Genomic DNA, 12993 nt, shown 5'->3' with positions numbered 1-12993 from the left:
AGGAAAGAAAACATGTCAGGCAAAACTGTTAACAGCGCAATTCTTCTGCTTGTGCTTGGCAACGCCATGGCTCTGGTCTCGGACGTTTTTATCAAGCTTATGGAACCCGGCGCGCCGATTTTTCAGTTTGCGTTTGTACGCTGCATGCTCACTCTTATGCTTCTGCTGCCACTGGCGCGCAAGATCGACCGCAACAACCTGTTTTCCGGAATCAAAATACACGCGATGCGAGCGCACATTCATCTGGTAGGCCTGCTGTGCATGATCGTGGCTTTGAGTAACCTGCCCCTCGCCACGGCAAACGCTGTGTTTTATGCAGCACCGATTCTAGTGATGGTGTTCTCGGTCGTCATCTTCCGGGAGTCGCTGTCGCCTCTGAGTGTATTTGCGGTATTCAGTGGTTTTGCCGGCATCATCGTTATCCTGCGCCCGGTAGAGTTCAACTGGGCTGCCTTAGCAGCTCTGGGGTCCGCGCTCACTCTGGCCATTAACGCGGTGATGGTTCGCAAGCTGCCGAAGAACCAGACGACGGTACACAAACTGTTTCTCAACTACCTGCTAGTCATTCCTGCGTCTGCAGTGCTTGCTATCTGGGAGTGGCAACAGGGTGTAACCTGGCATCCGGAGGTTCTGCTTAGCGCAGCGGGCTCCGCAGTGTTTATTCTCGGCTACAACATCACCGTATTGCTGGCTTACCGACAGGTCGATGCAAACCAGGTAACCAGCGCCGAATATACCGGGCTGATCTGGGCTGTGGGCATTGGCTGGATCTGGTTTAACGAGGTGCCGGATTGGTGGTTCCTGGTTGGCAGCCTGATGGTTGTGGTGCCGCTGGTGTTGATTGGTCTCAATCAACGTCGAAAATCACCACCAAGAGGATTTAACCCCGCTACCAGAGAGGAACACCGGGCGGCCATCGCCGAAGCCTGACGCAACTGAGGGCGGGACACCTTCCGAAACTGTGCGGAGCCAGGGATGGCGGAGCCAAGCGTACACGGACGTATTCACAGCGTGTTTCGGAAGGTGTCCCGCCCTCGGTTGCTTCCTCGAAGACGGGTTCTTGCTCAGGAGTTATTCTTGAGACAGTTCTCTATTGCGAAGGTATGGGAGCACTCATCGCCCAGTGCACGCAAAGACTCTGCAAGCCTGAGAAGGTATTCGGAATTAGGGCCGCTTGGGCCAACGGCTGAAGCAATCTGTCGCGCTATATCCGCTTCCGGAGCATGGCCAAGAAATGCTTCATTGTCCTCTGTGGCAATGTAAACCAGCCCCTCACCATGACTGCCGTTATCGAACGTCAGGGTTGTGGTGAATCGCAGGTAGCCATTCTTTTCCCGCACATCCAGATACTCAAACACTTTCGGTGACACCCGGAATGCCATGCCTTTGCAGGATGCCCCGGGCTGTTCAACAAGCGTCACCACACGGCCCGGGGCTTCCGGCGTACCGCGGTGATCGTGAGATCCCTGCCAGAACCGACGTGCCCAGCCGTGGATAGACGCGGGGCGTTGTTCCAGAAACGGGAAATCCACTTTGTAGATCAATGAGCCATAGCCGAACAACCAGATCGAGTCGATGCCGGAGAAATCCTGTCGGTTTCGGTTGTGCTCAGTGGTGTCGGTGGACATCGCGCCTTTCTATGCTCCTGTCAAACCCGTGCTGGCAATGAAGCCGGTGATACCGGTCAAAACAATTTCCGCAGCCATGGCCGAGAGTACCAGGCCGCTGATTTTGGAGAGGATATTAAGGCCGGTTTTGCCCAGTGCCTTTTCCAGATATCCGGAAAGGTGCAGCAATATACCCAGTATCAGCAGACCGGAAAGCAACCCCAGCAGGCCCCCGGCAACTTCCGGTACTTTCTTGAGCTCAGCACCATATACCAGAATGGCACCTATGGTGGCGGGGCCAATCATAACCGGCACCGCCAGTGGCACCACCGCGATATCGTCGCGATCCTCTTCTGGCAGGCCGGTGGCATGGTTACGAGTTCCGCTGGTTACCAGGCTGATCGCCGTCAGGAACAGCAGCGTTCCGGCACCAATACGGAAAGAATCCAATGTAATACCAATGGCACTGAACAGCACAGGGCCGCCAAAGAACAGTATCACGCCCATCACGGATGCCGCGATACAGGCGCGGCGGATAATCGCAGCTTTTTCAACAGCGGGCAGCCCACGGGTCAAGGCTATAAACATGGACACGGCAAAGAAAGGCGCCAGCAGAAACAGAAAGCGGATCGTACTGCTGACATAGGTACTGAAAAACATCTCGAACATCGAAAAAAAATCCTGGCGGGTCCAAAAACGCGAAGCATAGCGCCTTATCCGGATGTCTGCCGTACGCAACAGAACCTATGGCATGCAAAGTCTTGAAGTTGCACTAGGATGTAGATAGCTCACATTTGTTTCATGGGTTCAAACAGAGGGCGTTTGCATCATGAAGATTGGCATTCCGAAAGAAATTTTTACAGACGAGCGACGGGTTGCAGCGACACCGCCATCGGTGCACAAGCTGATTGCCCTGGGTTATGAGGTCTCGGTTGAGTCCGGTGCGGGCGAAGCCGCGCACTATCGTGATGAAGCCTATGAGGCCGTTGGCGCAACCATTGCGGCGGATGCCCGCTCGCTCTGGAGCAACGCGGATTTCATTCTGAAGGTTCGCGCTCCCATGGAGAACCCGGCGCTGGGCAAGCATGAAGCCGACTTGATGAAGGAAGGCGCCTTCCTGATCAGCTATATCTGGCCAGCCCAGAACTCTGAGCTCCTCAATAAGCTTGCTGCCCGCAAAATCACCACCTTCGCCATCGACAGCCTGCCCCGGATCAGCCGCGCCCAGAAAATGGACGCGCTGAGCGCCATGGCTAACATCGCCGGGTACCGTGCAGTAGTTGAGGCAGCCAATCACTTCGGGCGCTTTTTCACCGGCCAGATAACGGCCGCCGGCAAGGTGCCGCCAGCCAAAGTCATGGTGATTGGTGCCGGTGTGGCCGGGCTCGCGGCAGTAGGTGCTGCCAACAGCCTGGGAGCTATCGTCCGGGCGTTTGATACCCGGCTGGAAGTTAAGGAACAGATTGAAAGCATGGGCGCTGAGTTTCTGCAGCTGGATTTTGGTGAAGAAGAAGGCAGCGGCACCGGCGGTTACGCCAAGCAGATGAGCGATGAGTTCATCAAGGCAGAAATGGCACTGTTTGCAGAGCAGGCCAAAGAAGTCGACATCATCATTACAACCGCTCTGATTCCCGGCAGGCCGGCACCCAAGCTGATCACGGCAGATATGGTGAAATCCATGAAGCCCGGCAGCGTGATTGTTGATCTGGCCTCGGAACGCAGCGGTAACTGCGAGCTTACCGAGCCAGGTAAGATTGTTGAGCAGCACGACGTCACAGTGATTGGCTACACGGATCTGCCCAGTCGCATGGCCAAGGTGGCCAGTGACCTTTACGCCACCAACCTTTTCCACCTGATGACTGAACTGACACCTGAGAAAGACGGCCGGCCCCGGGTGAACATGGAAGACGACGTTATCCGTGGTCTTACAGTGGTGCTGGATCAGGATGTGACCTGGCCACCGCCACAACCGCAGACGCCAACAAGCCCCAAACCTGCGCCGGGTACCGAGGAGCCGTCAGCAGAACAGAAAGCGGCCGCACACAAGGAATCCCAGCGCCGCAGCCTGATTGGCAAGGGCGCTCTATTGATTGTCACCCTTGCTGCGCTGTATGGCGTTGGCGCTCACGCACCGGAGAGTTTTCTCAGGCACTTTACGGTGTTTGTGCTGGCCTGCTTTATTGGCTGGCAGGTTGTGTGGAACGTAACCGCCTCCCTGCATACGCCCCTGATGAGTGTAACCAACGCCATCAGCGGCATTATCGTGATTGGTGCCATGTTGCATCTGGCTCAGGCGGAAAACGTCGTGGTCGGGATCCTGGCGTTTGTGGCGGTGCTGATTGCCAGCATCAACGTGGGTGGTGGCTTCCGGGTTACCCATCGCATGCTCAAAATGTTCCGCAGATAGGAGGTGACCGCCATGAGTACAGGACTCGTCAGTGTGGCCTACGTGGTCGCCAGCGTATTGTTTATTCTCAGCCTGGGTGGCTTGAGCCATCAGGAATCGGCGCGCCGGGGCAACCTTTATGGGGTAGCCGGCATTCTGATCGCGCTGGTCGCCACTATGGCCAGTGTCAGTGACAGCGGGCTCGTCGCCATCGTGATTGCGGTGCTTGCGGGCGCCGGAATTGGCATCGCCATTGCCAACAAAGTGGAAATGACACAGATGCCACAACTGGTGGCGTTGCTGCACAGTTTTGTGGGCATGGCCGCTGTTCTGGTGGGTTTTACCGGCTACATTGAGCCGCTGATTCACACCACTGGTGCCGAGCACACCATTAAACTCGTGGAAGTCTTTGTGGGTATTTTTATCGGCGCCGTCACCTTCACCGGATCACTGGTGGCTTGCGGCAAGCTGGATGGCCGTATCGACAGCAAAGCCCTCACCCTGCCCGGCCGGCACCTGATGAATCTGGCTGCCATTGCCATATCTGTGCTACTGGGAGCCTGGTTCCTGAGCACAGAGAGCATGGCGCTGGGCATACTTGCCCTGGTGCTGATGACAGTAATAGCCGCCGTTCTCGGGGTTCATCTGATCATGGCCATTGGCGGTGCCGATATGCCAGTGGTGGTGTCCATGCTCAACAGTTATTCCGGTTGGGCCGCAGCGTCTATCGGTTTCATGCTGGGCAACGACCTGCTGATCGTAACCGGTGCCCTGGTGGGCAGTAGCGGTGCCATTCTCAGTTACATCATGTGCAAAGCCATGAACCGGTCGTTTATCAGCGTCATCCTCGGCGGCTTTGGCCAGACCACCAGCAGCTCAGCCGCAGCGGGTTCTGACGACCAGGTGGCTGTGGAAACCAGTGCAGATGAGGTATGCGAGGAGCTGCGCAACGCCGATTCAGTGATTATCGTTCCAGGCTACGGCATGGCGGTGGCACAGGCCCAGAGCGGCGTCAGCGATATGACCAAACTACTCAGGGAACGTGGCGTGAATGTGCGTTTTGGTATTCATCCGGTCGCCGGCCGCCTGCCCGGCCACATGAACGTGCTCCTCGCAGAGGCCCATGTGCCCTACGACATAGTGCTGGAGATGGATGAAATCAACGCAGATTTCCCCACAACCGACGTGGTCCTGGTTATCGGCGCCAACGATACGGTTAACCCGGCAGCGGCAGAAGATCCGGGCAGCCCGATTGCCGGCATGCCGGTGCTTGAGGTGTGGAAAGCTCGCCAGGTGGTGATTCTAAAAAGGGGTATGGCAACCGGTTATTCCGGTGTGGAAAACCCGTTGTTCTTCAAGGACAACGCCCGCATGCTGTTCGGAGATGCCAAGGACAGTATAGACAAACTGGTGAGCGGGCTGAGGGACTGAGCCAAACAGGCGTTGATGCATGCGGTACCCGGGCTTTCCGGATACCGCATCAACTGAATCGTTAATCGGTGGTGTTGTAAACGTAGGACGAAACAGTGCCATCCGGATTGAAGCGCACAACCAGATCGGTGGTTTCCGCATCACCGAAGGCTGACCAGCGATATTTGCCGTAGGTCCAGGTGCGTTTTCCGTCTTCCACACCCGTGCGCCATGGCTCTCCGAACATTTCCTGAATTTCGGCTCGGGTGGTCTCATCCACCTTGATCTGGTCGACACTGTGAGTCGGAAAATCCTTGCCTACGGTGGCACAACCGGCAAACGCCAGCAGGCTCGCGAGCATCAATACTGAAAGGCTGTTTTTCAAAGACATTGCCGTTCCTCCGGTAAAATTCTTCCCATAAAAAAACACCCCCATCATACGCGCAGGCAGAGGGGGTGTGCTGTTACAGAGAGGAAATATTCCGGCCAGACTCAGTAGAGTTTGGTAAGGGACTTGCGAGCAAAATCATCCACCTCGCCAAGCCGTCCTTCCTTCACTTTGGTGAGCCATTCCGGATCCTGCAGAAGCGCGCGCCCCACAGCAATCAGTTCGAACTCGTGGTTGTTCATGCGCTCTACCAGTTCGTCGATGCCGGACTGCTCAACGGACTCCTGTTTGCTGGCCATAGTGCCGCTGATGAAGTCTTCCGTCAGGCCAACGCTGCCAACAGACATGGCGGGCTTGCCGGACAGCTTCTGCGTCCAACCTGCAAGGTTCAGGTTTGAACCTTCAAACTCCGGCTCCCAGAAACGGCGGGTTGAAGCGTGGAAAATATCCACACCGGCTTCAACCAGCGGCTTGAGGAACTGTTCGAGCTCTTCCGGGCTGTTAACCAGTCTGGCTTCGTAATCCTGCTGTTTCCACTGGGAGAAGCGCAGCATGATGGGGAACTCCGGGCCCACACGGTGGCGAACGGCCTCTACAATTTCTACGACAAAGCGCAGGCGGTTTTCCATGCTGCCGCCGTACTCGTCTTCACGCTGGTTGGTACCTTCCCACAGGAACTGATCAAGCAGATAACCGTGGGCACCGTGAATCTCGACGCCGTCAAAACCGAGGGCTTTGGCGTCCTGTGCGGCATCGGCGAATGCAGTAATCACATCCTCGATGTCTTCTTTGCTCATCGCCTTACCATTGGGCTTGCCGGGTGAGAACAGGCCAGACGGGCTGTAACCGGGAACCGAGGGATCAGGATCTGTGCCTTCCTTGCGCACCGCACCCACGTGCCAGAGCTGGGGGAAAATAGCACCGCCTGCTTCATGCACCGCATCTACCACTTTTTTCCAGCCTGCAAGTGCTTCGTCGCCATGAAACGCAGGAACATTGGGGTAACCGTTGGCACCGGGATGATTCACAGTAGTGCCTTCGGTAATGATAAGGCCTACACCGGCCTCGGCGCGGCGCCGGTAATAGGCGACCACATTTTCACCCGGAACGCCTTTGGGCGAGAAGTTCCGGGTCATGGGCGCCATGGCAACCCGGTTGCGAAGGGTAAGGTTGTGAATATCGAAAGGTTCGAACATGGGGCCCAGATTCATGGTCATCAGTGACTACTCCCTGACAAAAGATAGTGAATAAACTTTGAGGAAGGCGGTTAGCTACCTCATCAATTTAGTTTCTTAACGCAACTCTATTTAATCTGGTTTTAAGATGCAACCCAATTATGTACACTCGCATCCATGGCAAGAAAACGTTTTGATGACTCCAATTGCTCCGTCGCCCGCGCCCTCAACCAAGTAGGGGACTGGTGGTCGCTGCTTATTGTGCTGCACGCCATGTACGGCACCCGGCGCTTTGTGGATTTTCAGCAGGAACTGGGTATCGCCAAGAATATCCTGTGCGACCGCCTCGCCCGCCTGGTAGATAACGGAGTGCTCAAGAAGGTTGAAGTTGGCGAGCATGGCTCCCGCTTCGAATACCGGCTTACCGAGAAGGGCCGGGATCTGTTCCCGGTGGTCATTGCCCTGCGCCAGTGGGGTGACAAGTGGAACCCTGCGCCTGATGAAGCCCCACTGGACCTGCGCGACCGAGCCACAGGGCAACCTATCAAGACAATCCAGGTACAGAATGCAGAAGGTGAGCCAATCACCGTGCGGGACGTTTTTGTGCCTGAAGCACGAGCCCCCGGCAGCAAAAAAGATACCGCCTGACAACCAGCAGATATACGTTCCCGCCTCATTTCTTGAGTTGCGTCAATCTACTGCACCAACATAAACCACCCAGCCGCGATTATTGCGCTATATCAAGTTTCCTATCTCCGGGGCCTTTAATCTGATCGCAACAACGATTCAGGTAAAGGAGATGGATATGTCCCGTACATTTAAACTTGGTATTTTAGCTGCAGCTGTTATGGCTGCTGCTCCGGCCGTTCAGGCGTACGAAGCCGGTGATTTCATTGGTCGTGTTGGCGCAGTAATGGTTGACCCTGATTCATCCAGCAGCAACTTGAACTCTGCCGCACTGGGTGAGATTCCAGGTGCTCAAGTCAGCGTTGATTCCGACACCCAGTTGGGCCTGACTCTGAGCTACATGTTCACTGACCAGATTGCTCTGGGCGTTCTCGGCGCAACTCCTTTCAAACACGACATTAACGGTGCCGGATCCGTTCTGGGCGGCGCTGGTAAACTGGCCGAGACCAAACACCTGCCGCCGACCATCACGTTGCAGTATTTCCCGATGCCGAGCGGAAGCAAACTCCAGCCGTATGTGGGTGTGGGTGTTAACTACACCAACTTCTTTGAAGAAAAGACCACCGACACGCTAACCGGCATTTACTCCTCACTGGCCCCCAGCGCTGGTATTAACCGCACCGACATCGAACTGGATGACAGCTTTGGCCTGGCCGCCGAGATTGGTCTGGATTACATGATTACAGAGAACATCGGTGTAAACGCTGCTATCTGGTGGGCGGACATCGATACCGAAGCGACCATCAATGCCTATGCTGGCGACACCAAAATCGATACCAGCACTATCGACGTTGATATTGATCCCTGGGTTTACATGGTAGGCCTGACCTACAAGTTCTGATATTCGTACACCGGCAGTTGCCATGGTCTGTTGGCTGCCGGAGCGTGCGTTTCTTGTGCGGAGCCTAGTTGCTCCGCCTTTTTTTGCCTGAACGACTACACCTGAACTCCGCTTATCCTGCCTACCCCCCTGACCGCTCTATTGAACCTGGAAGGTTGCCGTCGCAAGCACTTCAGCACGTGGTGGATTCAGAGCGACGATACCGTGAAACTCGTCAATCCACGAATGCTCTCCGTGCAGACCTTCAACAAACGTCGGGCGGATGTTTTGGTAGTACAGAGTCGTTTCAACCGTCAGTGGCGGCACCGCCGAGACCGGAAGGGTCAGACGATAGGCAATGGTATCCTGGCCAAGGTTGTTCAGATTGAAATCCATGTCACCCTCCACGCCCTCCGGCCGGGCCCACTCGGGGACCGCTGAGCTATCGAAGCCACGGGGCGGAATCCGGTTATCTTTCAGTGACCCGGATGCATATAGCAGAATATGGGTGATAGCGTCTGTGGTTGAGCCAAGTACCAGCTCGTAAACCGGTATATCGTCTGGCGAGCTGACCTGCATGACATGGCTCTGGTAGCAACCGGCAGAATCAAAACCCTCCGGCTTTTTCGCCGCCAGGCATTCCTGGCTGGTGTATCGGGCATCCGACACCAGATGGTAATTCTCATCGGGAAAGCCACTACTGAAGAGCACGGCACCCTTGCTGTCCGTCACTTGTGTTGCCACCCAGATCCGGCGTGAGGGGTAGCTGGTAGGTAGTTTGTGGCCCGTGTTGTTCTGAATGCTCAGATCAAAAGCCAACTCGTTCCCTGAAAGGTTCTGGCCAGAGGGAACAAGATCGGCAGCCGTTTTCAAGAACTCCCGGGTTAACTCTGCGGTATCTGAAAATTCTCCTTCCTGATTGATTCCTGCCCGGCCAAGCTCTTCCCGGAACATTTCCAGGGTTTCCAGTAGCCAGGTATTGCCACCCACCATGACATGAGGGGAATAGGGCTGGCGCTCTGGCCAGCTCTGATTAACCGTACCATTCGGGGTAACGGCAACCCGGGTCATAAAGTTATCACTGATTTCCGTGCGCGCCATGTGGCATTGCTGGCATGACGTCGTCGAAGTGCCACCCGGCCCGAAATCACTGTTAACCCACTCGGTATAGGGTACCTGTTCCGGGAAACCTTCGCCGTTGGGGAGATCGGTCTCCATATCAATCGTCGGGGTGAAGAGCTCATGGCAACTTGCGCAGTGCCTGGAATCGGACATGTGCGAACTGTACTGCGGGGTATACCCAACCCGGTTTTGCATCGCCTGCCCGACGGGGTTCTGGTAGGGCCCGAAGATCGTGAATGCATCCGGGTGTTCGACATCGGCAATTTCAAAGTTGCCTGAATTGACATCTCCGGACAGGACCGAATCTGTTATCTGATGACAGACCGTGCAGCTTATGCCCTCTCGGGCATGGGGGTCTTCCAGTGCCTGTTCCGCGCGGTAACAACCGTCCGCCAAGGTGCAGGTGTCGTCCTGTTCCAGGCCTACGCCGGTTTGGTGGGCATGAATTCTCGCCATTGGGCTGTGGCACGTCAGGCAGGTGTCTTCGATCAGGCCGGCCAGATGGGGAAAGGTTTCCGCCTCATGCATCATGGCCGCACGGAAATAGGGATCCGTGAAGGCATTCGCCATCACGCTGCTCTTCCAGTCAAAGAACGGGCTGATGTCCTCGCCATCCGGTGATGGCTGGTTTGCCGATACCTGAGGATCGGGCTCACGCATCACAGCAGGACTATCGCCCGGCACACTGGCTGTATGGCACTGGGCGCAATCCGCTGCCGCCAGGAACACCCCGGTTTTGCTCCAGTGTTCAAGCTGCGTACTAAGTGCAGGTAATACGATCTCGTCGTCGCCATCGTCGATTGTGTCATCACTGTCCGTCTCGATGCTGTCATCAACTATCACTCCGGAGCCAGAACCGCGTCCGTCACTGCATGCACCCAAAAACAGCACACCTACTGCGACACATAGTCGCATGCCACCCCGCAAGTTCATGACCATATCCCTAGAAGCCATATAAATAATCCTATGTTTTCAATGTTATAAAGACCATAAACCGGGGGATGGCTCGCACTTTTCATTATTGATCGAGAACTTGAACGTGTAGTCATCATCCTGAATGTGACGTAAAGTTAATGAAAAGGGTGATCGGAATCCAGCTTTTTCTGAGCACTCAAAGCGCGATGTTTTATGAGGGTAGTATATGAAAAAGAACATTCTGACAACGGCGATTGTAGCAACGATTGCGTGCCAGGGTTCGGCTTGGGCAGCCAACGGGTTAAGCTTTAGCGATACCGTTCAACTCAACACCAACGGCGGCGCCAATAAAACCAAGATCGTTCGGATGACTAACGGCCGACTGGTTTCTGTGTATGGTGATTATCTCGACCCGAACGGCTACACCGTTTACGACGTCAAACAGCAAGGTACGCGACCCGCAAGGGATCTTTTTGCGCGTACATGTGCGGCCGATTGTAACCAGGCCGAAAATTGGACCAAAGAAGTTAATATTTCGAAAACTGCTGACAAGTCTTCCGCCAGCACTGATTGGGATGGCTATACCATTCCCGATCTTGAGAACCCTGATGCCAACCGGCAACCTACCCCTTTCTATGGCGATTCCGACAAGCCCAATATTTTCAACTCGGGCTCCCGTGTTGTCGTTACCTGGGTCGATAAATACTGTGAAGGCGAGGAAGGCCAACCAACTGCCCAGCGAATGGTCAGCTATCGGTCATTGGAAAATCGCGAAATTCCCTTCAGCTGCGCCTACGCAGTAACCAGCGTAGATAACGGCGTTACCTGGTCGGATCCTGTGCAGCTTTCTACCGGTGAGCGAGATGCCAAGCAGGATGTGAGCCGTGGCCTGGGAACCGGTGAGTGGGCATTCACCTGGCAGGAAGATCCCCGCGGCCTGCAGCGAGGCGAAGCGGAAGGCCCGGGTGATGGCGCATCCGGCTCCAACACCAGCCACGGCAGTGATATCTGGTACAGCTATGCACTTAAAGGCTGGACAGCCCAGGACAAAGGTATCTGGGCGACGCCTGTGCGGGTAACCGACAACTACATAGACGGGCAGGAGGCCGCCGGTAATTTTGACGATATCAAAAACAGTTCGGGTGTTGTAATTTCAAATACTACCGGTAGCGGAAGTGGTAGTGAGAGTGGTGAGATTGTTGAAGGCGGCAAAGCGGGCGCCTCACGGGCCAACCTGGCACTTCAGCTGGGCTCGCTGGACAACCTGATTCCGCAGGTCATTCTTGCGTATGAGGAAACCAAGGGCTCCGATGGCCTGGATGAGGGCAAGTATGTCCGCTACCACACCTTCGACTGGAATAACCCTGCAGCAGAAGCAGGTTGCATCATCAGCAACCCTGCACTGAACGCCCGCCGTGTTCGTTTCGTTCCGCAGAAAGAAGCGGGAACGGCCAGCGGCATGCGCTTGGGTATCTTCTGGAAGGAAGGCGAGTTCACGCAGGGTGGCCCTTCGGACATCATGCTGCGTAGAGGCGTTGTGAACGCAAACGGCGTGACCGGCGGCAATGGCTTCTCGCCTGCCGAAATGGTACCGGCGGTCGATGCAAACTGTGCTGTTTCAGACTTTGCTGATGCGATTGTTCTGAACAACCAGCCAGCGTTGAACATGAGCAGCAACGCTGAAACTGCCCAGGCTACAACCGATGCAGACATTGCAAACTCAACGCTTTCTGATGACACCAACCAGAAAGTTGAAGAGAGTGCCAACGCACACCGCGGGTTGCTGCGGGGCGATGACCTGTACATCGGCTACACCTATACACCGGTGCTGGCGGAACTGCTCTACACCAACACCAAGAACTTCAACTTCTACCTGCGTCGCTACGACGGTGCTAACCAGACCTGGTCGGCACCGGAAAACCTGAGTAACGAAACCGATACCACCATCAACGTTCGGGAACCCCGCCTGGTCGGAACGCCCGGTAGCGGCCCCACCTGTGCGACAAACCCTGAGGAATGTCAGGACAAAGGCGTGTTCTACCTGGCCTGGGGTAAGCAGACCAACGTTTCTGCCTGGAGCAATGATGAAACCAGCGAGCTGGACCTTTATGCGACCCGCGTCGAAAACAATGGTGCCTATGCCACACCGATTGTTACTTTCGCTGGCGAAGCAGATAACGTGGAGGACTACGAGTCTCAGATTCGTATGACCCCGGCTGGTAATCGCTTGTTTGCAGTATGGAACGAAGTTCAGGGCGACGACACAGTTGCCATGTACCGTGAGTCAACCGTGGTCGACCTGCCAGACGAGGTTGTAGAAACCGACGAAGGTGACGGCACAATTGTAGGCTGTAGCTACAGCCCCGGTGCTCCGTTTGACCCGACTCTGCTTCTGCTGACAGCCCTGGCTATCGGTGGTCTGACAGTACGGAGCTTGAAAGCCCGGTCATAAAGTCGATCGGTAATAGCAAAAAACCCCGGCG

The 12993-nt window shown here is 55.5% G+C and carries 11 protein-coding genes; 6 read left to right on the top strand and 5 right to left on the bottom strand.

The window, feature by feature from the left end; genetic code table 11:
- Positions 1-12 precede the first annotated feature (12 nt).
- The gene (locus ACN0RL_RS07740) at positions 13-930 is read left to right on the top strand and encodes a DMT family transporter (protein ID WP_417515386.1); all 918 of its coding nucleotides are present in this window, start codon (positions 13-15) and stop codon (positions 928-930) included.
- 134 nt (positions 931-1064) lie between these two features.
- Here ACN0RL_RS07740 and ACN0RL_RS07735 read toward each other — a convergent pair whose 3' ends face one another.
- Entirely contained in the window at positions 1065-1628 is a 564-nt protein-coding gene (locus ACN0RL_RS07735; protein ID WP_417515384.1) for a gamma-glutamylcyclotransferase, read from the bottom strand.
- A 9-nt stretch (positions 1629-1637) separates the two neighbouring features.
- A complete protein-coding gene (locus ACN0RL_RS07730; protein WP_417515382.1) occupies positions 1638-2276 on the bottom strand; it encodes a MarC family protein in 639 nt (212 codons plus the stop codon).
- A 160-nt stretch (positions 2277-2436) separates the two neighbouring features.
- Here ACN0RL_RS07730 and ACN0RL_RS07725 point away from each other — a divergent pair, with 160 nt between their 5' ends.
- Complete coding sequence (locus ACN0RL_RS07725; RefSeq protein WP_417515380.1) at positions 2437-4014, top strand: Re/Si-specific NAD(P)(+) transhydrogenase subunit alpha; 1578 nt, start codon at positions 2437-2439, stop codon at positions 4012-4014.
- Between the two features lie 12 nt (positions 4015-4026).
- Positions 4027-5424, top strand: a complete 1398-nt coding sequence (gene pntB / locus ACN0RL_RS07720) for a Re/Si-specific NAD(P)(+) transhydrogenase subunit beta (protein WP_417515378.1) — start codon at positions 4027-4029, stop codon at positions 5422-5424.
- Between the two features lie 61 nt (positions 5425-5485).
- Here pntB and bamE read toward each other — a convergent pair whose 3' ends face one another.
- Positions 5486-5794, bottom strand: a complete 309-nt coding sequence (bamE, locus tag ACN0RL_RS07715) for an outer membrane protein assembly factor BamE domain-containing protein (protein WP_417515376.1) — start codon at positions 5792-5794, stop codon at positions 5486-5488.
- Positions 5795-5895: 101 nt separating this feature from the next.
- Complete coding sequence (locus tag ACN0RL_RS07710; protein ID WP_417515374.1) at positions 5896-7008, bottom strand: NADH:flavin oxidoreductase; 1113 nt, start codon at positions 7006-7008, stop codon at positions 5896-5898.
- Positions 7009-7143: 135 nt separating this feature from the next.
- Here ACN0RL_RS07710 and ACN0RL_RS07705 point away from each other — a divergent pair, with 135 nt between their 5' ends.
- Together ACN0RL_RS07705 and ACN0RL_RS07700 are read left to right on the top strand one after the other, a co-directional pair.
- Positions 7144-7614, top strand: a complete 471-nt coding sequence (locus ACN0RL_RS07705) for a winged helix-turn-helix transcriptional regulator (protein WP_417515372.1) — start codon at positions 7144-7146, stop codon at positions 7612-7614.
- A 157-nt stretch (positions 7615-7771) separates the two neighbouring features.
- Positions 7772-8494, top strand: coding sequence for an OmpW/AlkL family protein (locus tag ACN0RL_RS07700; RefSeq protein WP_417515370.1), 723 nt, complete (start codon positions 7772-7774; stop codon positions 8492-8494).
- A 138-nt stretch (positions 8495-8632) separates the two neighbouring features.
- On the opposite strand, the gene ACN0RL_RS07695 is transcribed toward ACN0RL_RS07700, so the two are convergent.
- Positions 8633-10549 carry a hypothetical protein gene (locus ACN0RL_RS07695; RefSeq protein WP_417515368.1) on the bottom strand — a complete coding sequence of 639 codons (1917 nt, stop codon included), beginning with the start codon at positions 10547-10549 and terminating at the stop codon, positions 8633-8635.
- 187 nt (positions 10550-10736) lie between these two features.
- Here ACN0RL_RS07695 and ACN0RL_RS07690 point away from each other — a divergent pair, with 187 nt between their 5' ends.
- On the top strand, positions 10737-12962 hold the full coding sequence (locus ACN0RL_RS07690; protein WP_417515366.1) for a choice-of-anchor O protein: 2226 nt from the start codon (positions 10737-10739) through the stop codon (positions 12960-12962).
- The last annotated feature ends 31 nt before the right edge of the window (positions 12963-12993 follow it).

The sequence above is a fragment of the Marinobacter sp. genome (assembly GCF_048259445.1).
In the GTDB taxonomy this organism is placed as follows: Bacteria; Pseudomonadota; Gammaproteobacteria; order Pseudomonadales; family Oleiphilaceae; genus Marinobacter.
Note: the sequence above shows the minus strand (reverse complement) of the source record. Positions and strands in the feature narration are given on the sequence as shown.

What these genes read in the sequence shown, in the direction of transcription:
- ACN0RL_RS07740 (WP_417515386.1), top strand. Translation starts at nt 13, where the DNA reads ATGTCAGGCAAAACTGTTAACAGCGCAATTCTTCTGCTTGTGCTTGGC.
- ACN0RL_RS07735 (WP_417515384.1), bottom strand. Translation starts at nt 1,628, where the DNA reads ATGTCCACCGACACCACTGAGCACAACCGAAACCGACAGGATTTCTCC.
- ACN0RL_RS07730 (WP_417515382.1), bottom strand. Translation starts at nt 2,276, where the DNA reads ATGTTCGAGATGTTTTTCAGTACCTATGTCAGCAGTACGATCCGCTTT.
- ACN0RL_RS07725 (WP_417515380.1), top strand. Translation starts at nt 2,437, where the DNA reads ATGAAGATTGGCATTCCGAAAGAAATTTTTACAGACGAGCGACGGGTT.
- pntB (WP_417515378.1), top strand. Translation starts at nt 4,027, where the DNA reads ATGAGTACAGGACTCGTCAGTGTGGCCTACGTGGTCGCCAGCGTATTG.
- bamE (WP_417515376.1), bottom strand. Translation starts at nt 5,794, where the DNA reads ATGTCTTTGAAAAACAGCCTTTCAGTATTGATGCTCGCGAGCCTGCTG.
- ACN0RL_RS07710 (WP_417515374.1), bottom strand. Translation starts at nt 7,008, where the DNA reads ATGACCATGAATCTGGGCCCCATGTTCGAACCTTTCGATATTCACAAC.
- ACN0RL_RS07705 (WP_417515372.1), top strand. Translation starts at nt 7,144, where the DNA reads ATGGCAAGAAAACGTTTTGATGACTCCAATTGCTCCGTCGCCCGCGCC.
- ACN0RL_RS07700 (WP_417515370.1), top strand. Translation starts at nt 7,772, where the DNA reads ATGTCCCGTACATTTAAACTTGGTATTTTAGCTGCAGCTGTTATGGCT.
- ACN0RL_RS07695 (WP_417515368.1), bottom strand. Translation starts at nt 10,549, where the DNA reads ATGGCTTCTAGGGATATGGTCATGAACTTGCGGGGTGGCATGCGACTA.
- ACN0RL_RS07690 (WP_417515366.1), top strand. Translation starts at nt 10,737, where the DNA reads ATGAAAAAGAACATTCTGACAACGGCGATTGTAGCAACGATTGCGTGC.